The sequence below is a fragment of the Rhodopirellula sp. J20-39 genome (genome assembly GCF_057365095.1).
Genome location: NZ_CP195123.1, coordinates 210,669 through 231,275 on the forward strand (window position 1 = coordinate 210,669; position 20,607 = coordinate 231,275).

The 20,607-nt window shown below is 54.3% G+C and carries 14 protein-coding genes; 9 read left to right on the plus strand and 5 right to left on the minus strand.

Going from position 1 to position 20,607, the window contains the following annotated elements:
• Positions 1–117: 117 nt before the first annotated feature.
• Positions 118–1,104, minus strand: a complete 987-nt coding sequence (locus ACR3ZL_RS00700) for a zinc-dependent alcohol dehydrogenase family protein (RefSeq protein ID WP_461505916.1) — start codon at positions 1,102–1,104, stop codon at positions 118–120.
• A gap of 153 nt (positions 1,105–1,257) precedes the next feature.
• On the opposite strand from ACR3ZL_RS00700, the gene ACR3ZL_RS00705 reads away from it, so the two are divergent.
• On the plus strand, positions 1,258–1,644 hold the full coding sequence (locus ACR3ZL_RS00705) for a winged helix-turn-helix transcriptional regulator (protein WP_473649798.1): 387 nt from the start codon (positions 1,258–1,260) through the stop codon (positions 1,642–1,644).
• Between the two features lie 206 nt (positions 1,645–1,850).
• Here the strand turns inward: ACR3ZL_RS00705 and ACR3ZL_RS00710 are convergent, their stop codons facing one another.
• Together ACR3ZL_RS00710 and ACR3ZL_RS00715 are read right to left on the minus strand one after the other, a co-directional pair.
• Positions 1,851–3,329, minus strand: coding sequence for a hypothetical protein (locus tag ACR3ZL_RS00710; RefSeq protein ID WP_473649797.1), 1,479 nt, complete (start codon positions 3,327–3,329; stop codon positions 1,851–1,853).
• Positions 3,326–4,369: a GntG family PLP-dependent aldolase gene (locus ACR3ZL_RS00715; protein WP_486173137.1), complete on the minus strand. Its 1,044-nt coding sequence runs from the start codon at positions 4,367–4,369 to the stop codon at positions 3,326–3,328. The genes ACR3ZL_RS00710 and ACR3ZL_RS00715 overlap by 4 nt, the downstream gene beginning before the upstream one ends.
• Positions 4,370–4,604: 235 nt before the next feature.
• Here ACR3ZL_RS00715 and hisD point away from each other — a divergent pair, with 235 nt between their 5' ends.
• Complete coding sequence (gene hisD, locus ACR3ZL_RS00720; protein ID WP_486173138.1) at positions 4,605–5,972, plus strand: histidinol dehydrogenase; 1,368 nt, start codon at positions 4,605–4,607, stop codon at positions 5,970–5,972.
• 143 nt (positions 5,973–6,115) lie between these two features.
• Here the strand turns inward: hisD and ACR3ZL_RS00725 are convergent, their stop codons facing one another.
• Positions 6,116–7,909 carry a LamG domain-containing protein gene (locus tag ACR3ZL_RS00725; protein ID WP_486173139.1) on the minus strand — a complete coding sequence of 598 codons (1,794 nt, stop codon included), beginning with the start codon at positions 7,907–7,909 and terminating at the stop codon, positions 6,116–6,118.
• Positions 7,906–8,439 (minus strand): sigma-70 family RNA polymerase sigma factor, encoded by a 534-nt coding sequence (locus tag ACR3ZL_RS00730; RefSeq protein ID WP_473649793.1) that lies wholly within the window; start codon positions 8,437–8,439, stop codon positions 7,906–7,908. Before ACR3ZL_RS00730 ends, ACR3ZL_RS00725 begins: the two co-directional genes overlap by 4 nt.
• A gap of 698 nt (positions 8,440–9,137) precedes the next feature.
• Between ACR3ZL_RS00730 and ACR3ZL_RS00735 the strand changes: the two genes are divergently transcribed.
• The 7 genes from ACR3ZL_RS00735 (at position 9,138) to ACR3ZL_RS00765 (ending at position 20,551) form a co-directional block, all read left to right on the plus strand.
• On the plus strand, positions 9,138–10,400 hold the full coding sequence (locus ACR3ZL_RS00735) for a DUF1559 family PulG-like putative transporter (RefSeq protein ID WP_473649792.1): 1,263 nt from the start codon (positions 9,138–9,140) through the stop codon (positions 10,398–10,400).
• A gap of 152 nt (positions 10,401–10,552) precedes the next feature.
• Positions 10,553–10,735 carry a hypothetical protein gene (locus tag ACR3ZL_RS00740; protein ID WP_473648850.1) on the plus strand — a complete coding sequence of 61 codons (183 nt, stop codon included), beginning with the start codon at positions 10,553–10,555 and terminating at the stop codon, positions 10,733–10,735.
• 304 nt (positions 10,736–11,039) lie between these two features.
• Positions 11,040–13,481 (plus strand): family 78 glycoside hydrolase catalytic domain, encoded by a 2,442-nt coding sequence (locus ACR3ZL_RS00745; protein ID WP_473653441.1) that lies wholly within the window; start codon positions 11,040–11,042, stop codon positions 13,479–13,481.
• Positions 13,482–13,735: 254 nt separating this feature from the next.
• Entirely contained in the window at positions 13,736–15,163 is a 1,428-nt protein-coding gene (locus ACR3ZL_RS00750; protein WP_473649791.1) for a sulfatase family protein, read from the plus strand.
• 33 nt (positions 15,164–15,196) lie between these two features.
• The gene (locus ACR3ZL_RS00755) at positions 15,197–16,516 is read left to right on the plus strand and encodes a sulfatase-like hydrolase/transferase (RefSeq protein WP_473649790.1); all 1,320 of its coding nucleotides are present in this window, start codon (positions 15,197–15,199) and stop codon (positions 16,514–16,516) included.
• A gap of 410 nt (positions 16,517–16,926) precedes the next feature.
• Positions 16,927–18,882 carry an ulvan lysase-like protein gene (locus ACR3ZL_RS00760; protein WP_473649789.1) on the plus strand — a complete coding sequence of 652 codons (1,956 nt, stop codon included), beginning with the start codon at positions 16,927–16,929 and terminating at the stop codon, positions 18,880–18,882.
• A 295-nt stretch (positions 18,883–19,177) separates the two neighbouring features.
• Positions 19,178–20,551, plus strand: a complete 1,374-nt coding sequence (locus ACR3ZL_RS00765) for a sulfatase-like hydrolase/transferase (protein ID WP_473653440.1) — start codon at positions 19,178–19,180, stop codon at positions 20,549–20,551.
• Positions 20,552–20,607: the final 56 nt, after the last annotated feature.

Here is a 20,607-nt window from a genome sequence, read left to right on the forward strand (position 1 = left end):
GAATTCAACGGTTTCGGGAGTGGTTGCGGAGGACATCTCACTTTCGATCGATCAAGGGGAGTGGAAAGCCGTCGGTTCGCGATGATCCATCCGGCTGACGTCAGTCAACATGACGCATCAGTTCTCGATGACGACTTTGCCCATGGCTTTGCCGCTTTCAAGTCGTGCGTAGGCTTCGCCAGCTTCTTCCAAAGAGAAGTTGGTTTCATCAAGGATGGGCGTGAGGGCACCCGATTCAGCGATCTCGGTCAGCTTGCGAAGAATGTCGCCATGCTCGGATCGTTTGTGATTGTGCAACATGGGAATCAGCATGAAGACGACATGCAGCGACAATCCTTTGAAGTGAGCTGGTGTGAGATCCAACTCGCACATCGAAACGGTGGTCGCGACTTGCCCGTTGAGTGCAGCGGCTTCGAATGAGTTGGTCAGGTTGGCTCCGCCGACGGAATCAAACACCACATCGAATCCCGCCCCATCGGTGTGCTTGGCAACGTATTGCTCGACCGATTCGGTTTTGTAGTTGATGCCTGTCGCACCTAACTTTTCGATCAGAGCAAGTTGTTTGTCACCGCCGCCAGTGGAATAGACGTCGGCTCCGAAGTGTTTTGCCAATTGCAACGCGACGTGTCCTACGCCGCCTGATCCACCATGCACGAGGACTTTCTGGCCGGCTTGGATGCCTGCGCGAACCAGACCTTCGTAGGCGGTGATCGCGACGAGTGGCAAGGCGGCGGCTTCCTTCATCGACAGGTTCTTTGCCTTGTGCGCGATCAAGTCGGCATCGGCAACGATGTACTCGGCCAACGTGCCCGGTAAATCCGCCAGTCCGCCAGCGCACCCATAGACTTCGTCGCCGACGGAGTAGTTCTGCACACCTTCGCCAACGGCTTCGACAGTGCCGGCAAAGTCCATTCCAAGGAGAGCGGGTGCATCAGGTGAGAGAGGCAGGTCCTTTCCCATCTTGCGAATCATCGTGTCGACCGTGTTGACGCTCGAGGCGGCAATCTTGACCAGGACGTGCCCCGGTTTGACTTCGGGTTGATCGACCTCGGAAGCCTCGAAGGGGGCGTTCTCACCGTAGTTCTTGATCAGCATGGCTTTCATGAGTGGTTTCCTTTGAATCGAGATTGGATCAGACGCGAAAGAGATATTTCGTTGTTTTCGCGGTCGCCTGACTGTTTGTTTGTCAGTACGGTGTGATAATAGAGGTAGATGCCAACCTGGCAAGAACGCACTTTTTAAGCCTATAGGCACAAAATGGATACTAATGGAAAATCCCGGCACACGAACTACGAACTGCCGGCTTGTCCCGTGGAAGCAACGCTGGAATTGATCGGCGGCAAGTGGAAAGGCATCGTGCTCTATTACTTGATGGTCGATGGACGCCTCCGATTCAGCGTTCTTAAACGCAAGGTTGGTTGTGTCACCCAGAGAATGCTGACCAAGCAGCTTCGCGAATTGGAGGGCAGCGGGTTGGTCAATCGGATCGTCTACGCCGAGGTGCCACCGCGGGTCGAATATGAATTGACGGAAGAGGGCGAGTCGCTCAAGCCCGTGTTGTTGGCACTGAAGAAGTGGGGCGAAGCTCACGCATTGCAACTACTGCAGGAACGAGAAAATCGCAAAGCGGTGGAAGCGTCGTAGGCGGAAAAGCGATACCGCCTAGGTTCCAGATCTTACAAGCGGTCACAGGTTCGTTGCTTCCTCACGGCAATCCAACGGGAGGGCGAGGCTCCCGCCGAGCTGATCCAACTAGCGACGTTAGCCTAAGGTGCAGTTCGGCAGAACTGCCTCACAATCCCGGATTGCTCAGGGCGATCGCCGTTGCTGAAGCCTTAGAGACTTTAGCTTCAAGACTTCGGTTTTCGGATCAACACTGTCACGCCGCCGAACGAGTGCACGTCAACGCCAATTGGCCTGGGGCTCAAACTCGATGCAGTTCCACGTCGAATCAAATACTTCGCCTCGTCTCGACTCAACCAAGCGGACAACCCCTCGCGTCCCAGGCCCACCGCCGACTCAATTCGGTACGGCCCGCTCACCGGATAGCGAAAGTAGGCCTCGCGAGAATCATCTTCGACAAAGGTCGGATACCGCGACTGTTCGATCAGCCCCGCATCCACCCACACCTGATCGCCGGCGGATTTGTGTTTCGTAATGTACCGCGTCGCCGCCCGCCAGTCTTCGCTTCGGTGCGTCAACTGCATCTGTCCTCGCATCAATCGCTTGAATGTTCCTTGCTGGGACGTTAACAGCCACAAACAAACCAGTCCCATCGCCCCGATTGTCAACTCTCGCCAGACCGGTCGGTGACTGACTCTTACACAGCCCAATAGATAACCAAACAATGCACACAAAAATGGCAAACCCGCAATCAAGTACCGCCGATGCCACAGCGGCACGTCACCAAAATACGAAAGAAAAAAACAGCTAATCGCCGAAACGGATAGCACGAATGCCAGCATCGACAGATTCAGAGCATCCGGGGAAACCGCCAGCTTCCCGCGGCACAACCTGGACACACCCCAAAAGAATCCCGGCACCAAGATCACAGGCATCCATGGCCACAATTCCCAAAGCTGGACCAAGGAGTTTGCGTTGGCGAACGATTGCCAAGAAAAACGGTTCTGCCAAAGCGAGGTATGGTCAACAAGCCAAACGATCGAACCGGCGATCCAGATCCCCAACATCCAGTGCCTATGCAAGAACGTTCGCATTCGATCGGACGTCCCGGAGTTCCCGAACCAATCCAACGCGATCACCCACGCCAAGAGCCAACCCAGTGTGACCAACGATGTCACCTGAGTGAGTGCCGCCAACATCACGACACCGTGTAGAAGCCAACGATCACGGCCACGCAAACGATCTTTCGGAATTAACGCTAACCCTAACGCGCAGGTCGACAACAGCACGATCGCGGCATAGGGCCGAAGTTCCGTTCCAAAGAAAATCGCGCTGGATTCAACGGCGAGACCTATCCCAGCAAATGCACCACCGACGATGCTTCCCGAGCCGCGATATACCAGCCAACTCAGCAGTCCGGCGGAAACCGAAGTCAACAGCACACTCGTCAGTCGCAACCACCCTTCGACTCCGTAAAACGCGATCCAAGATTCCGGAGTCAACTGTCGCCAAATCCACAACGAATAGAAATAGATCGGTTGCTGATTCCCGATCGCTGCCCGCGGCCCAACGTCCGCCCACGAAGCATCCACCACCCAAGCGGTATGCAATTCATCCAGCCAAAAGCTTTCTCCGCACGACGGCCAACGCAACCCAAACGCAACAATAAATATTGCGATACCAACATACGCGATCCAAGATCTCAAACTGGACTACCCGCCGAACTCGTTACTGCTTGAAGGATCCCACATGCCCGTTCCACTTGTTCGCGTGAGATGTCCAAATGAGTCACCAGACGAATCGCGGTATCACCGATCGCAAAGCAGTTCACGCCAGAATCATAAAGCCGCTCGCGCAAGTCCCCTGCCCTGCCCCAACTGGGATCCACATCCAGGACGACAATGTTGGTGTCCACACTGCCCCCGCGAATCGAAAGCGGACTGTCATGGGTCGCCGCCGTAGCTAGTTGCTGAGCCGCTTCATGGTCCAAATGCAAACGGTCCCGATGACAGTGAATCGCATGCAACGCACCGCCGGCAACAATCCCCGCTTGCCGCATCGCCCCACCGAACAACTTCCGGGCTCGCCGTGCCTCACTGATAAACTCATGACTTCCTACCAGAGCGGAACCCACCGGAGCCCCCAAGCCTTTGCTATAGCAAACGCTGACCGAATCAAAGCGCTCCACCATCCGGCTCAGCGGCAATCCAGACGCAACCGACGCATTCCACAAACGGGCTCCGTCAAGGTGAGTCTGTAAACCATGTTCGTGGGCCCAAGCACACGCCGCGTCCAATTCCGCTTGTGGAATCACTCGGCCGCCCCAGCGATTGTGCGTGTTTTCCAGGCACAGTAATCGGGTTCGAAAAACGTGATCGTTTTCGGGGCCGATCAACGACTGCAGATGCTCCGGCCGCAGACTCCCGCGATCACCTGCAACCGTCTGGGCGACCAAACCGGACAGCGCCGCGAAAGCCCCCTGTTCGTACTGATAAATATGGCAATCCGCCTCGCACACGAAACCGCTGCCCCGTTCGCAGTGCACCCGTACCGCCACCTGATTGCTCATCGTGCCGCTGGGCATGAACAAGGCCGCCTGCTTGCCAAGAAGCCTAGCTGTTTCCTGCTCCAACGCTTCCACGGTGGGGTCCACGTCGATGACGCCGTCCCCCACAAATGCATTCGCCATGGCCCGCCGCATCTCGGCAGTCGGTCGGGTGAGCGTGTCACTTCGAAGGTCAATCATCGAACAATCCCTTTTGCTCGCAGGTGGGGAACGACCCCGAACGATGGGCCGCTGTAGCAAATGTTGGCGGTGACAAGACAGAATTCGGGGTGCCGCGATGAGACAGCCGATTGACGGCCGACATTGCCTGCTACCGATTTTTCGCCACGCGTTTTAAGCTTAACGCCCGGCTACCATTGAGGTCCAACTGAATCCGTTCGTTTTCCGTCGCTATTCTCGCAAATATATTGTCGCCATGACTTCGCAAACGCCACCATCGCTCGTTCGATTCGTTGATGTCCGCAACGGCGGCGAAGCGATTCTTGCCGAGATGCGAGAAAAACTCAGCCCGCGAGGCGACCTGGTCAGCCCCCGCGGTCGCGAGCTGACTCAAGCGGTGTTTGGTAAACCACTCACGCCAGTCGAAGTGGTCGAAACCATCTGCCGCGACGTGCAAAACGACGGCACCGCAGCGCTCTTGAGATATTCCAAGGCACTCGACCGAGCCGATCTGACCCCCGAAGAACTGCGTGTTCCCGCCGAGGGTCTGGCTAAAGCTCATGCCTCGGCCGATCCCGAATTGCTTCAGTCGATACGCCGCATCCGCGACAATATCGTGGAATTCCAGACGGCGATCTTGCACCAAGATGTCACGATTCAGCCCAAGCCAGGCGTCAAACTGACCCAGCGTTATGTGCCGATGCAGCGAGTGGGCATCTGTGTCCCTGGTGGTGCGGCCGCTTACCCATCCACCGTCTTGATGACTGCCGTTCCCGCTCAAGTCGCCGGTGTCGAGCAAATCGCGATCGTCGCGCCGCCGACTCCCTTTGGTGCTTACAACGCCGACATGTTGGCGACATGCCACGAACTGGGAATCACCGAAGTGTACCGGTGCGGTGGTGCTCAAGCCGTGGCCGCGATGGCCTACGGATGCGATGCTTTGCCCGCTGTCGACAAGATCGTCGGCCCTGGCAACCTGTTTGTCGCCCTCGCCAAAAAACATGTCTTCGGAACCGTCGACATCGACTCGTTCGCCGGCCCCAGCGAAGTCATCGTGATCGCCGACGAGACCGCCACTCCAGCTTTCGTGGCCGCGGATCTGCTCGCTCAAGCCGAACACTCTCCCGGATCCGCGATCTTGATCACTTGGGACGAAGCCTTGATCGAATCGGTGCAGCGGGAACTGACCCAGCAACTTGAGCAACTCGATCGCAGCGAACTGACCCGCGACGCACTCGCTGATTTCGGCGCATTGATCTTGGTTCGCGATGCCGAGCACGCCTGCGAGCTGACTGACTCTTTTGCTCCCGAGCACTTGAACATTGAGACCGCCGATCCAGCAAGCTTGATGGCCAAGATCCGCAACAGCGGTGCCGCATTCTTAGGCCACCACACACCCGTCGCGTTGGGCGATTACGCCGCCGGCCCCAGTCACGTGCTACCCACCGGCGGTACCTGCCGTTGGGCGGCCGGTCTATCAGCGAACAGCTTCCTCCGCTCAGGGAGCGTTACTCAGTTTTCGCCTGAAGCAACCCAAGCGATCGCCGAAGACGTGATCCGGTTAGCCGAAAAAGAAGGACTCACGGCGCACGCCCGCAGCGTTTCGATTCGCACAACGTCGTAACAAGAACAACAATCGGGCCGATTCGAGCCCCCCGCAATCGTGCCTCATTCGCTTAACGGGATTGACCACGTTCAAGGCAAGTCCATCGCTAAGTCAAGCGGATGCTCACGATTACAGCTAATTCAGATGTTCGCTTTCCGACGCTACTTCTTTGGAGCGATGGATCGTCCCGCGGCCCGAATGTGCGAGCGAATCTCACCAATAGAAAGACTGCGGTCATAAATGGCGACCTCATCGACCTGTCCAGCTAAGCGACGATAAACCGACGTCGGATAAACCTGACCGATCAGCACCTTTGCGTTGCTGCTCAGTGGAGCCGCGTTGGAATGCTCAGCAAGCAATTGGCCGTCGACCCACAACATTTGCTGGTCACCTTTTTTCTGTGCAACGACGTGTTGCCAGACCCGCGCATCGTATTGCTTTTCCGAAAACAAGCTTGTCGCACTGATTGGCTGAGGAGCGCCAAACTCACGATGCACGAAACGGAATCGGTTGGGCAATGAATCGCTTAACCGATGAGTATAAAAATGCTGAGCAGTGATCTCCAACATCATCGTATGTTGATGCCGGCCATCCTGGAGCGGTTCAGCATCATACAAACACAACACCTCACCATGCTGGAATACTTGCGGCTTGACCCATAGTTCGACTGCATACTCATCTAACGGCTCGTTCGGCCAATGCCCCTCCGAACGGAAGGCGGACGCTGTCGTCGAAAGCCCTAATTCGGCCACGCGGTTGTCGCCATACTGTCGCCAACCTGGTTCCCCGATCACGACCGCATCCATGTTCGAGGCACTACCCAGATTGGGCACCCGGAAGGGCTCATCATCGCTTAGATTCTCAAATCGCCAATAGACGCTGGGACGCGACTTCAGTATTTCGTTGGCATATTCTGGTTTCAACTTTAGCGGATCAAAACCAGAGGTTCGAGCCGAAGCAAACCGAACTCGTGAAGCTTCAAAAATTAGAATTTTAACATCCTGGTCCTGCGATGCGGTGTAGCGAACCGCATCGCCCTTCTCCAACGTCAGTTCAGGAGCAGTGGTTGCAACTAGCGAAGGTTTTACAATCGCCCGGCCTTCAAAAAGATGAATCTCGTTGACCGGACCATGGGACACCAAACCAATAGAGCTTTGTCCGTCCACGACCACTTCGCCAATCGGCGTGTTCAGTGCAAAACTCTGACTCCCCGTGCCAAGCGATTTCGCAGTCAACGTTCCATAATTCAGCCCAACTTTGCCGTCTGCGTGTACGAACAAGCTGGCTGGACCTTCGATCCGTACCAACGCCTCCCCTGGAGTGTCATCGCCCACCTTCAGCTCGGCGATACCTTCAACAAGGTTCAGAACCTCGCCCGACTGAAGTGATTCCCCGACCGCGGGTTCCATCTCACTGGATGAGCGCCAGACACAAGCTGTCATCGATACTAACTGCGGCGCACTTGAGCCACGCCTTGTCTCTGACGCGTCCTTGGATGGTGAACCTCCATGCGACGCGAGATCGATACGAGTTCGCTCCAATGGCGAAGGTTTCGCGAGCGACCAAGCCAAGGAAGCGATCAATAGATGACTCGCCACCAAAGCAACTAACCAATAGATATTCGTCCATCGATCAGCTCGGCTGGACGAACTTTCCGTCGCGCGATTTGGCAAACGAGTAAATGCACCTGAGTCGCTATTTTTCTGGACCCCGGTTTTTGGTTCATTCCCGCACTCCAGCGCGGCACTGATCCCTCGATGCAAGGGTGCTGTATCCAATGTCCCCGAGTCAGTGAAAGCGCAAAGCTGGTCAATCAGTGCTGCTGCCTCGCGAGCGCCTCCCTCGGAACGAATCGCATCATTCAACTGAACGATCTCGGCTTCACTCAATGATTCACATTGTGATTTCAGAATCAAAGTCCGCAACGTTTCAAATCGGTCGCTTTTTATATTCATGAGGGCACTTCGCTCGCCGAAAATTGCATGCGTTCAACGCAGCGTGAAAGTAAACCGTGAACCTTGCTCAGTTCGCGGTAGATCGCATGAGTGGAGCGATTAACTCGACTGGCAATCTCGCTAACGCTCAAGCCATCAAAATACCTCTGACGGATCAAATCGTGTTCGGAAGCTGGTAGCTTCTTCAAGCACCCCGACAGCACTGTTCTTCGTTCGCTCAATTGATCGCAAATAGGCATTGCCGCCTCGGCCAGCAATTCCAGAGCTTCGTCACTCAACAACTTGATACGGCGTTTCGAGTCACGATGCTTCAGAGTCTCGAAGTGGGCAATTCGACACGCCCAGGCGGCGAAATTGCCTGAGCGATCGTATTGCGAAAACTTCTGCCACAAGACCATGCAAGTCAATTGAAAAATCTCTTCCGCATCATCGTGGTTATTCATCGTCAGGATGCGGATGAATGACATCACTTTGCTGGAATGCATCGATAGAAGTTGGACGAAATCGTCTTCGGATACATCCTCTGTCATCGGTCGTGTCTCATCGTTGTTTTTCCGCTTCGTTTGACTGGATAAATAGATGCAAGAATGAATGAAAATCGAGGAAGCTGGCAACGAATGCTGACTGCCATATTAGTAGTCCCAGGGCCCTCAACAAAATTTGCGATTATTCCCATGTCTTTTGTCATATTTGGAAAAAGACGCTAACAACGCACAACATTCTTCCCTTGAGGGTGAAATCTGTCGTTTAACAGCTTCTGATCTACCACCTCGGGCTTACAGCCGCACCAAGTTCGCGGAGTTTCTGGACTGGGCTGATGGGACTGGGCTGATGGGACTGGGCTGATGGGACTGGGCTGATGGGGCGGGGCTGATGGGGCGGGGCTGATGCGGACTGGGCCGACGTGGACGGGGCTAATCCTGACCAGTCACCCGCAAAACCCGAATCCGACGCAATGACATCATGCGAAGGCGATGCGGCACAATTCTGCACGCGGAGCAGGTGACATGGAGAGCCACAGCTAACCGCTCCTCTATCTAAGCATTCGATCTCCACAGCAACAAATACGAGTGATCTAAACAACCAATTCCGAGATTCAGCAAAATTCTTCCTGGTTTTCGAAAGATACCGCGCAAAAGATCGCGACAGCGGCGGGAATACTTTCACAAGGAGGCTGTACCGCGTGGTGAGTCGCCCTCTTTTTACCTATTCTCGATGAGACGTTCTGATGAAAACTATGTATTCTGAATTTGCCTCCGCTCGCAGTAGGCGAGGCTACACAGGGTTCACACTAGTGGAACTTCTAGTTGTGATTGCCATCATTGGTGTGCTGGTCGGTTTGTTGCTTCCGGCCGTTCAAGCGGCACGTGAGGCGGCTCGCCGGATGAGCTGCAGCAACAACTTCAAGCAGCTTGGTTTGGCTGTTCACAACTACCATTCCGCTTACAAGAAGTTGCCCACCCAGGGTGGCGGTACAACGACGCTTGTCGGTAGTGCATCGGCCGGTGGCCTTGCTCAAACCGATGCCGATATCCCCACGGCTACCAACGCTTTGGAACTGAGCTGGCTGGTAGGGTTAACTCCGTTCATCGAACAGCAAGCTTTGTGGGAACAAATCTCCAACCCACGTTTGGTTCCCGGTAAGGCCAGCTTCCAATCGATGGGCCCAACACCTCGGCGCCGACTGAACGATCACGCTGGTCGTGCTTACGATCCTTGGGTGACCGAAGTGCCTGGCTTCCGTTGCCCAAGTGACCCCGGAATCGGACTGCCCGCCTTCGCTCGCACGAACTACGCCGCCTGCATGGGTGATTCCTCGATCTATGTTCACGGTGGAAGGAAGGACAACGGCGACTGGAACAACAACGGACCCGAGCGGCAACGTGAATCATGCCGTGGTGTCTTCGTTTACCGCCAAGAGGCTCGGTTCCGCGACATCCTCGATGGCTTATCCAACACGATCATGGCTGGCGAGATTGTTACCGACCTGGGTGACCGCGATAAAAGAACGCATCCAGCCTATGGAGCCTTCACGTCTTTCGTGGGTGAGGTTGGCACGAACCGCGCTTGTGACTCGTATGTGGATTCCGCTCGTCCCCAGTTCTGGGGTTCGGGGTTGGTGGAGACCGACTTCAACAACAGCATCGGGCCGCTTGGTGAAGTGAAGCGAGGCTTCAAGTGGGCGTTCGGTCGGATCCTGTTTTCAGGGATGAACACGACCGTTCCACCTAACGGTGCTTACTGTGGTGGCAGCCTTGGGCTAAGCGATGCAACGGCATCGGCAAGTAGCCGACACCAAGGCGGCGTTCACATCCTGATGGGTGATGGTGCGGTCAAGTTCGTGACCGACTCGATCGAAGCTGGCGACCAAGGCAGCGTTCATGTGGGCTGGCGTGGTCCTGCTCTACCTGCAGGCTCCGAAAGTCCATTTGGGCTTTGGGGAAGTCTGGGCTCACGGGCTTACAAAGAAACGATCGAAGAAGAGTTCTAGTCGCATCGATCGCGACGTTCGCCAGCGGGCTGGTATTGGCCCGCTGGCTTGGCCACACATGTTTAGCCTGATTGGCTAGGTCCAGGACACTCAACTTTTGAGTGTCCTCGTTTTTAAACTCTCTGTCTGCATTAAGAGTCGGAATCAAGAAGATGAAATTACCTGCGTTTGTTGTCGCTTCGTTTGTTGTGCTGTTAGCGATTGTGGGTTGCGAGGATTCGAATTCGACGTCGCTGCCAATCGAAAAAAGTGCTCTCGATAAGTACGTCCAAGAGAATCCAGTAGAGCCGGTAACTGCTGATGACTTCGCGGAAGTCGAGGCTGTGGACAAATAGGCCGAAGTAGCGAACTTTAGGGCGTGTTCCACGCCCCGCGTCGATTACCTTGGCTACCCTGTTAAACGACTAAGGTTGGCTGCAGGTCTAAAAGCGACTCAAGCCAGCAATCTTCGTTATCGATCCGAAGGTAGCCAATACGAGGACCATGTTTAGCTGGGACCGTTATGTTCTGTCGCTGGGTTCTACCAGCTTGGAAGGCTAGCGAGACGAAGATCGACATACCTCTTCCATTGAATTGCACCTAGGATTGATCGCGATGACGTTTCGGACTGCTGTGCGTAACACGTTTGTGCTTACGCTAATGCTCACCTTTTTTGCTGCGAGAGGTTCTGCAGCGGAATCCGACTTGGTCGCTATTTTGAAGCCTTCGTTTGAATCAGAGGTGGATAACAACTTCGAGGCGATGCAGAGCCGTGGGTACCAACCGCTATTTAACGGCAAGGATCTTTCCGGATGGCGTAATCCTTATTCGTACGGTAAAGCAAAAGTAGTTGACGGCGAAATTCACTTAACTGCCGACAAGAAATTCTTTCTGGTCACCGAAAAGAAGTACTCAAACTTTCGTGTCAGCATTGATATTCATCTTCCCGAAGGCCCAGCAAACTCTGGCGTGATGTTCCGATGTCATGTTGATGAAGACGCAACAAAGAAGGTCTACGGATACCAAGCGGAATGCGACGGGTCGGAACGACGATGGTCTGGTGGACTTTTTGACGAATCCAGACGTGGTTGGATTTGGCCAAGCACGAAGGGGCGATCCGAAGACCAATTCCTTCCACACTCTGAAGAATCCAAACTGGCCTTTGCCAAACCGCAAATCCGCGATGCTCTGAATCGCAACGGCTGGAATCGTTTCGCCATCACTTGCCTGAACGATGTGATCACCATCGAACTAAACGGAATCCAAACCGTTCGTTTTCGTGATGCTACCGACGCGAGCGGATTCATTGGGATCCAGCATCATGGTGAAAAGGGGCAAACGTATCGCTTCCGCAATCTGTTTATCAAAGAGTTGCCACTGATCCCCGCCGAAGAACACGTCTCCATGATTGAGCAGGAACCTGTTTCGATCAAACGTGTTAGCGACAAACTCACGTTGCTCGACTTTGGCAAAGCTGCCTTTGGAAATATCGTGATGCCCGCCCCGGCCGGCCGCGGAACCGTCACCGCCCATTTTGGCGAAAAGTTGAAAGACGAACGAATCGACCGGAACACAAACGGTACCGTTCGCTACGGAATGACGCAAATGCGGATCGGCCAACAACTGGGCAACTGGGTCGTTCCGGCACCGGTTGATCTTCGCAATGTCCAGCAGTCAGGTCTGATGAACGCCAATCCGCCAGCGATCTTAACGCCACCTTCCTGGCAATCGGTGATGCCATTTCGCTGGGTCGAAATCGAAGGCATTGACGGGGACTTTCCGTACGACCTGATCCGCCGGCGTGCCGCTTACTCCAGCACATGGAACGATGACGCGAGTGCATTCAAGTGTTCGAACGAAACACTTAACCGTATTTGGGATCTGTGCAAATACAGCATCAAGGCGACCACCTTTGCAGGCGTTTATGTGGACGGTGATCGCGAACGCATCCCCTACGAAGCCGATGCCTACCTCAACCAACTGAGCCACTACACCACCGACGATAACGTCAAGATGGCGGCCCGGACGTTTGACCATTTGATGGAAAATGGAACGTGGCCAACCGAATGGGCACCACACATGATCTTCATGGCCTATGCCGAATGGATGTATTCCGGTGACACCGAGTGGCTGTCGCATCGCTATGAAGCGTTGAAGAACAAAACGCTGTTGCATCGCAGTAGCGATGACGGGCTGATCCGTAGCGCTGAATTGGATCGCAAACGGCACGATATCGTCGACTGGCCTCAAAAGGAACGCGACGGGTTCGTGTTCACCGAGATCAACACCGTCGTCAACGCTTTCCACATCAAAGCATTGCAACAAATGGCTGAAATGGCCCAAGCAATTGGCAAGCAAGAAGATGCCGAGGCGTTTGAAGCTCGAGCCGAACTTGCAATATCCACCTTCCAAGAGACACTATTCGATCCCAAGGCAGGCATCTACCGAGACGGGATCGACACCAAACACAGTAGCATCCACGCGAACTTTTTCCCGCTCGCGTTCGGTCTAATTCCCGAAGATAAAATCGACAGCGTGCTGTCATGGCTGGAGACTAAGGACATGCGATGCAGTGTCTATGCAGCACAGTATTTCATGGACGGATTGTTCCGTCATGGTAGCGACCAGAAGGCTCTTGATTTGATGGTTGCCGATGGAGATCGCAGTTGGAAGCATATGGTGAACAGCGGGACCACGATCACTTGGGAAGCCTGGGAACTGAAATACAAACCCAACCAAGATTGGAACCATGCTTGGGGAGCCGCTCCAGCAAACTTGCTACCGCGATTCGTACTTGGCGTGCAGCCCACTTCGCCAGGCTGGAACACAGCAGAGATCCGCCCCTGCCCAGGCGACCTCAAGTTTGCGAACGGTAAAGTGCCCACGCCGCACGGACCGATCCAAGTGGATTGGAATAGCGATCAGTCATTCAACCTTACGCTGAATCTTCCTGACGGCATCTCCGCAACGATCAATCTGCCCGCTGGTAAGGAGACGTCCGGTGTCACAATCAATGGCAAGTCCGTCAAAGCGACTAGGGAAAACGATCGTTGGGTTTTAAACGAACCGGTCCACGGAGCAGTGGTCATCAAAGTGGAATGATCCGTGCATCCATTGGCGAATCGCGGAAGCATGCTCGATGCAATACTAGGAAACTCACTGAAGAGGCCGGACTCGTCTAACCGAGCTGTGCTTTTCAACAATTAGCGAGTCAGACGGGTTCAAAGAACGCTTGTTTGACCAGAAGGTTCCTTGCAATTTCCAGGCTGAAGAGTGGGAACTAAAAGAGCGGATTCTTTTGCATGAGCCAGCGAGTCGTTCCAAAACAAACTTCAACTCGATATACGAACGAATACATGATTGGAATCGCAAGTCGGCTCATCGCGAGCTTCTTGTTAATCGGCGGTGTGCTGTCCGCGTTATTCACCCCACATGCATACTCCGCCGAACAGCGGTTGCCTGACATTGTTGTCTATCTGGCGGACGATCTCTCGGCGAGAGATTTACCGCTTTATGGCGGCACAAACATTCAGACACCAGCGATCGATCAATTGGCCGCAGAAGGCATGACCTTTGACCAGGCCTTTGTCGCTAGCCCATCCTGTGCGGTCAGTCGAGCGGCGTTGTTGACCGGATTGATGCCAGCTCGAAACGGGGCCGAGGAAAATCATAGCTACCCGCGTGACGATGTCATGCGGCTTCCCAAAGTGCTAAATGACCTCGGTTACCAAACCGCCGCGTTTGGCAAAGTTACTCATCTTCGTAGTGCTCCCGATTACCACTTTGATGTCTATGACCTGAAACAAAACATTCCTGACTTGCAGGTAACCGTTAGAAGCTTTCTCGAGAAACGAACCGACAAACGCCCGCTGGCCCTTTTTGTCGGGGTATCGGATCCGCACGTGCCCTGGCCCAGCGAATCGAGCGTCGATCCGGAGTCGATGACGATACCGCCACAATTGCTGGACACGCCACGCACGCGTGTCCAACGTTCGCGTTATCTGCAAGAAGTCAAAAATCTCGACGCGTACTTGGGGGAACTACGTTCGCTATGCGACCGCCATCTATCCGCCGACAGAGTGTTTGTCTTCTCTAGTGACCACGGTGCTCAATTTCCGTTTAGGAAATGGTGCCTCTACGACGAAGGCATTCGTGTGCCCTTGATCATCTCACACAAAGGCAAAATCGAAGCAGCCACGCGAACCAACGCGATGGTGAGCTGGATTGATTTCCTTCCTACGCTGATTGAAATCGGCGGCGGAAACCTACCGGAACAGTTGGATGGGCGATCTTTCTTGCCGGTTCTTCTGGGAAGTTCACAACAACATCGCGAGCGGATTTTCACGACGCACAGCGGTGATCTCTTGATGAACGTTTACCTGAGTCGCAGCGTCCGTACTCATCGACACAAGTTGATATGGAATCCACATCCAGAATTCGCGTTCACATCCCACATCGATCTTCTGCTCCGCGCGACCTCGGGAGACTATTTCAAGGAGTGGATGGAAGCGGCGAAGACGAACGCTGAAGCAAATGCAATTGTGTCGAGGTACTACGCGAGGCCTGAATACGAATTGTTCGATCTTCAGCAGGATCCCGACGAACTAACCAATCTCGCAGGAACAGCGAAACTCGCAAACGTCGAGTCCGAATTGCGATTCGAATTGAACGCCTGGATCAAGTCGCAGGGTGATGCGCTGACTGTGTTCCACGAACCTCTGATGCTGGACGCCCCCGAGACTTGGGTTCCTCGAAAGAAGCCCAAAAAAGCGTCTCGTAATTAGAAATTGAATTCCAACCTGCTTTTCAAACTCTGGATGATGATGAACCGACTCTTTACAGCCTGTTTTCTAGCTTTCCTGACGACGCTGACAGCCACATCGCTCCGTGCCGAACGCCCCAACGTTGTGTTCCTACTCAGCGACGACCAAGGATGGAACGATTATGGGTTTATGGGACACCCTCATATTCAAACACCAGCCCTTGATGCGTTAGCGAAACGTGGACTGGTCTATGAGCGTGGATACGTCACCGCACCACTGTGTCGACCGTCTCTCGCTAGCCTAGTGACGGGGAAGTACCCACACCAAATCGGCATCCGAGGAAACGATCCCGTGTTGCCTGCGGGGACCAACCGCAAAGCGGTAAAGTACCGCGAGATTTCAACCGAGTTCCGAGACCGCATGACCGCGCCGATGTTGAAGTTTCCATCATTCGTGAAGGAACTGCAGAAGAACGGTTACGCGACGCTGCAGACCGGAAAATGGTGGGAAGGCAACCCACTGGATCACGGTTTTACCGATGCGATGACGCACGGTGATCATTCGCGTGGCGGACGGCACGGTGACGTTGGTTTGAAGATCGGCCGCGAGACAATGCAGCCGATCTATGATTTCGTCGATAAAGCCGAAGCAAACGAACAACCGTTCTTCATCTGGTACGGGGTCTTTCTACCGCACGCACCTCATAACGCACCGGATCGACTCTTCAACAAGTACAAGGATATCGCCCCCGACGAGCCGACAGCGCGATACTGGGCCAACGTGGAATGGCTCGATGAAGGTTGCGGGCAAATCGTGGATTACTTGAAGCAGAAGAACATGTATGAAAACACGATCTTCGTTTTTACATGTGACAACGGATGGGTTCAGAATCCCGAACGCAAAAACGTCAGCATCCGCTCCAAACGGGAGCCTGTCGAAGCGGGTATCCGGACACCGATTTTCATCACGCATGAAGGAGCCATCAAACCTGCTCGCAACAGAACGACTTTGGCTAGCAACATCGACATTGCAACGACCATCTTGCACGCTTGTGATATCCAACCGCCCGCGGAGATGATCGGGCTCGACCTGCGTGATCCCAAGTTATTGCAGGAACGCAACCGCGTGTTCGTGGACGTTTATGAGCACGACAGCGATTTGGATCAACTCGAAGACTTGGACAATGGCTTGGTTGCTCGCGTTGTCATTGACGGCTGGAACAAGCTTATTGCGCGTCCCACGGGAAATGAACTTTACGATCTGAAATCCGACCCCGATGACCGTATCGATTTATCTGAAAAGCAACCCGAACGAGTAGCGGAGATGGTGGGTCACCTAAACCACTGGAGCACTAATACTTCAGCCAGTCCGTAAACGCCCATCACATGTGCAGCATCGCGGACAAAATAGCGCCCGTTTGAGGTGGTAACGACTTAGCAAGCCGACAACGCTGTCTGCCATCTTATGCCCAGCCCCATTCAACCAAGCTCGCTATTATCGGTCGCTTTCGCGGAATGGGTCGACGGTAAGTTTCTTGGCACCTTTCGCCATTTTTTAAGATCAGGCGTTTTGCTCACTGACAAGAAAAAAAACGCAAAAAATCCTTAGTGCTTTTACGAAATTACGCGCAACTTTCCTCCCAGAACTCGGGATTACTAGCGGGTCAGTGCGCAATTAGATCGACAACCATCTCTCATTAGCGGCTGGCCTACTCCTTGCGGCCCTACCCATCCCGGTTGGATCTCCACTGGGTCTGGCCAATAGCTAACTTCGAGAGACACAACGTGGACCGTAGACAATTCAATACACTGGTCGCTGGAATTGGCATCGGGGCAGCAATTTCTACCAATCTCCCATCCTTCGGGGCGGAGCTTGTTGCGGGCGATACGGCTGGGACGGAGTTTGATCGGCTTACCAAGAATCTGCTGACGGACTGGTGTGACGGCATGATTCGGCACCAGGTTAACGAGCCGGGGAATCCCGGATTGCACGGCGCGCTCCTTTGCCCGGCATGCAGCCATATTCACGGACGCTGTAGCGACGCGTTGTATCCGTTCATGCACCTGGCCCACGCGACCGGGGAACAAAAATATCTTGACGCGGCAATCAATGTTTACGACTGGGCCGAAAACAACGTCAGTCAACCCGATGGGAGTTGGACCAACGACATCAATCCGAAAGCATGGCAGGGCACGACCATCTTCGGTGCGATCGCACTCGCCGAAGCACTGCACTACCACGGGGAAGTGTTGGACGAACAGCGGCGAGTTGCCTGGACCAAACGTTTGGACGAAGCTGTTGGTGGTTATCTCGATCGTGACTTTAAGAAGATTGATTTCACCAATCTCAACTATGGGATGACCGGCGTTTATGGTTTTCACCTGTTTGGCGAATTGCTGAACAATCCGAAGTACACGCAGCGAAGTGAACAATTCGCGAAACGAGTCAAAGAGTTCTTCACGCATCCGAACACGTTGCTGTGGGGCGAAGGCAAGCCGAATAACAACCGCAGCGGTCGCGGGCTGCTGCCGGTGGACCTTGGTTACAACGTCGAAGAATCACTCAACGGTGTCGTTCTCTACGCTCTCGCAGTCAACGACCAAGAGATGCTGGACCTTGCCGTCAAGACTCTCAACGGTCACTTGGAATTCATGTTGCCCGATGGTGCGTGGGATAACAGTTGGGGCACCCGCTCGCAGAAATGGAGCTACTGGGGCAGCCGCACGTCCGACGGTTGCCAGCCCGCGTTCAGCCTGATGGCGGACTACAACCCGGCGTTCGGAACCGCCGCAATTAAGAACGCCGAATTGTTGCAGCGATGCACCGCCGATGGGCTTTTGCACGGCGGCCCGCATTACGTTTCCCACGGTGTTAAGCCCTGCATGCACCACACGTTTGCTCACGCGAAAGTGATGGCACTCGTCCAAGACAAAATGCACGCGATGCCCAAAGTCGACAGCACGACGCCTCTACCACGCCAAACGGCGGACGGAGTCAAGCACTTTCCTGAATTGGACGTGTGGTTGGCGGCTCGCGGTCCATGGCGAGCCACGGTTTCGGCATACGATTCGATTTACAAGACAAAGAAATCTGGATTGTTGCAGCAACCCACCGGCGGTTCGCTCGCGGTGCTCTACCACGACAAAGTCGGCTTGCTACTCGCGTCAAGCATGGCTCGCTACGAAATGGTCGAGCCGTTGAACATGCAACCACAACCGGGCGAAGACTTCCCGCTGACGACTCGCCTCGAAAGTCGCAGGGACGACGGTTGGTACACGAATCTGTATGACTTGACGGCGATTGTAACCACCAACGACGACGGGCAGCAAATCGACGTTCAGGTGAAGACCTCGCTGCAAAACGAGTCACGCGACAAGCTCGCCGGCAACGCTTCGGCATGCGAACTTCAATATCAATTCAACGCCACGCACGCACTGATCACGGCTTCTGTTTCTCCTCAGGCAGTAAAGGCGTACACCGCGGCGTTGGTGCTTCCGATCATTTCGCCGTCGGGTGAAGAAGTCCGTCAAGTCTCCGAGACACGAATCGAAATCGTCAAGCCGCAAGGTACCGTCGTCGTCGAATCAGATGCTCCGATGACGATCAAGGCAACCGAGAAGGGCCGAGTTTTCAACATGGTCCCCGGCGCCGAAGCGGTTCCTATTCTTATCAGACTGTCCGGCGACAAACCGAAGATTCATTGCCAAATATCCGTGCTTTCGTTGCCAAGCCGAAGGTGAACCGATGAATCCGTTTTGTCGAATACCTACGAACTGGTTCCTTAACGTGAAAGCCAATAGGGCGAACCACGATGGAACACCGACACGGATCGAGGTGGTCAGAAGCTCAGCACACCGATCGACACTTAGCAGATTCTGTAACGAAAACAGAAACAGGATACCGCTCGCTCAATTTTTCGCACAAACGCTTCCCTCGAAACCATTACTCAGAGTTTTCCTTTTGACGTCTTTTCGAACTCGTTTGCGTTCGATGGACGCATTCCACTATGTCATCTTCAGCACACTCGGGCTCGCTATGATTGCGTCCTCGATCGCCGCTGAACCGACAAGGTCTGAAGCCCCCAACATCATCTTCGTCTTGGCCGACGACATGGGGTTCAATCAGATCGGTGCGTATGGCAACACGCCGATCAAGACGCCTCATTTGGATCGTCTCGCGGCCAATGGAATTCGGTTCACGAACGCGTACGCGGGCAACACCGTTTGTTCGCCTTCTCGAGTTTCGCTGTTCACGGGACGCGACGGACGTCTCATGCGGAACAATTCGAACAAAGTCCAATTGGCCGACATCGACGTCACAATGGCGCACGTGCTCAAGCATGCTGGCTACGACACCGCCTTGTTCGGCAAGTACTCCATCGGATCGCAAATGGGTGTCACCGATCCTTTGGCGATGGGATTTGATACGTGGTTTGGCATGTATTCGATTCTCGAAGGTCACCGGCAGTACCCGACGATCCTGTGGCGTGACGGACGTAAACTACGCATCACCGAAAACGAGGGTGGTAAGAAGCGAGCTTACGCACAGGAGATGTTTGCCCAAGAAGCGATCGACTACATCAATCAGGATCACGAGAATCCGTTCTTCGTGATGCTCGCGTTTTCATCCCCCCATGCCGATCTCGCCGCACCGGAAGAATTCGTCAAACCATACGAATCGCAGTTTGACGAAACTCCGTACACCGGAATGTCCACTGGCGAACCGTCGGACCAGTACGCGTGGTATTACCCCGAACCGGTCGCTCGGCCACGCGCGACACTCGCAGGCATGGTCACGGCTTTGGACGCCTACGTGGGCAAGATCGTTGACACGTTGAAACAGCGAGGCATCGCTGAAAATACTCTGATCATTTTCACGTCCGACAATGGCCCGCACGATGAAGGCGGTGGCGATCCGGACTTCTTTGAAGCCGCGGCGCCGTTCAAAGGTATGAAACGGGATCTGTATGACGGCGGCATTCACGTACCGATGATCGCTCACTGGCCGGCACGAATCGAAAACGGCCGAGTCGATGATACGCCATGGTCCTTTGCCGACGTGCTGCCCACGTTCGCCGATATTGCTGGCGTTTCATTGCATTCGGTTCCACGTGTCAAAACGAATGGAACGTCGATCTATCCGCTGCTCAGTGATGCCCCAAACCCGATTCCCGAACGAACGTTGTATTGGGAGTTCGGCAAACAAGTCGGTGACCCCAACTCGGGCGTTGTCGGCGAAGTCTTCCAAGCCGCCCGGCGGGGCAATTGGAAAGCAGTTCGCTACGGATTGGACCAACCAACCCAACTATTCGATCTGCCATCGGATCCGGGTGAAACGACAGATGTCGCGAAACAGCATCCGAAGATTCATCAGGAGTTCGTGTCGTTGTTTGAAGAGCATCAAGGTTAATCAATCCGTTAAAGCCCCACTGACCAAACCTCCTCCGACGCTATTCATGTTCTCGA

Coding starts and splice junctions, on each gene's coding strand:
- ACR3ZL_RS00700 (WP_461505916.1), bottom strand. CDS start 1,104: ATGAAAGCCATGCTGATCAAGAACTACGGTGAGAACGCCCCCTTCGAG.
- ACR3ZL_RS00705 (WP_473649798.1), top strand. CDS start 1,258: ATGGATACTAATGGAAAATCCCGGCACACGAACTACGAACTGCCGGCT.
- ACR3ZL_RS00715 (WP_486173137.1), bottom strand. CDS start 4,369: ATGATTGACCTTCGAAGTGACACGCTCACCCGACCGACTGCCGAGATG.
- hisD (WP_486173138.1), top strand. CDS start 4,605: ATGACTTCGCAAACGCCACCATCGCTCGTTCGATTCGTTGATGTCCGC.
- ACR3ZL_RS00725 (WP_486173139.1), bottom strand. CDS start 7,909: ATGAATATAAAAAGCGACCGATTTGAAACGTTGCGGACTTTGATTCTG.
- ACR3ZL_RS00730 (WP_473649793.1), bottom strand. CDS start 8,439: ATGACAGAGGATGTATCCGAAGACGATTTCGTCCAACTTCTATCGATG.
- ACR3ZL_RS00735 (WP_473649792.1), top strand. CDS start 9,138: ATGAAAACTATGTATTCTGAATTTGCCTCCGCTCGCAGTAGGCGAGGC.
- ACR3ZL_RS00740 (WP_473648850.1), top strand. CDS start 10,553: ATGAAATTACCTGCGTTTGTTGTCGCTTCGTTTGTTGTGCTGTTAGCG.
- ACR3ZL_RS00745 (WP_473653441.1), top strand. CDS start 11,040: ATGCTCACCTTTTTTGCTGCGAGAGGTTCTGCAGCGGAATCCGACTTG.
- ACR3ZL_RS00750 (WP_473649791.1), top strand. CDS start 13,736: ATGATTGGAATCGCAAGTCGGCTCATCGCGAGCTTCTTGTTAATCGGC.
- ACR3ZL_RS00755 (WP_473649790.1), top strand. CDS start 15,197: ATGATGATGAACCGACTCTTTACAGCCTGTTTTCTAGCTTTCCTGACG.
- ACR3ZL_RS00765 (WP_473653440.1), top strand. CDS start 19,178: ATGATTGCGTCCTCGATCGCCGCTGAACCGACAAGGTCTGAAGCCCCC.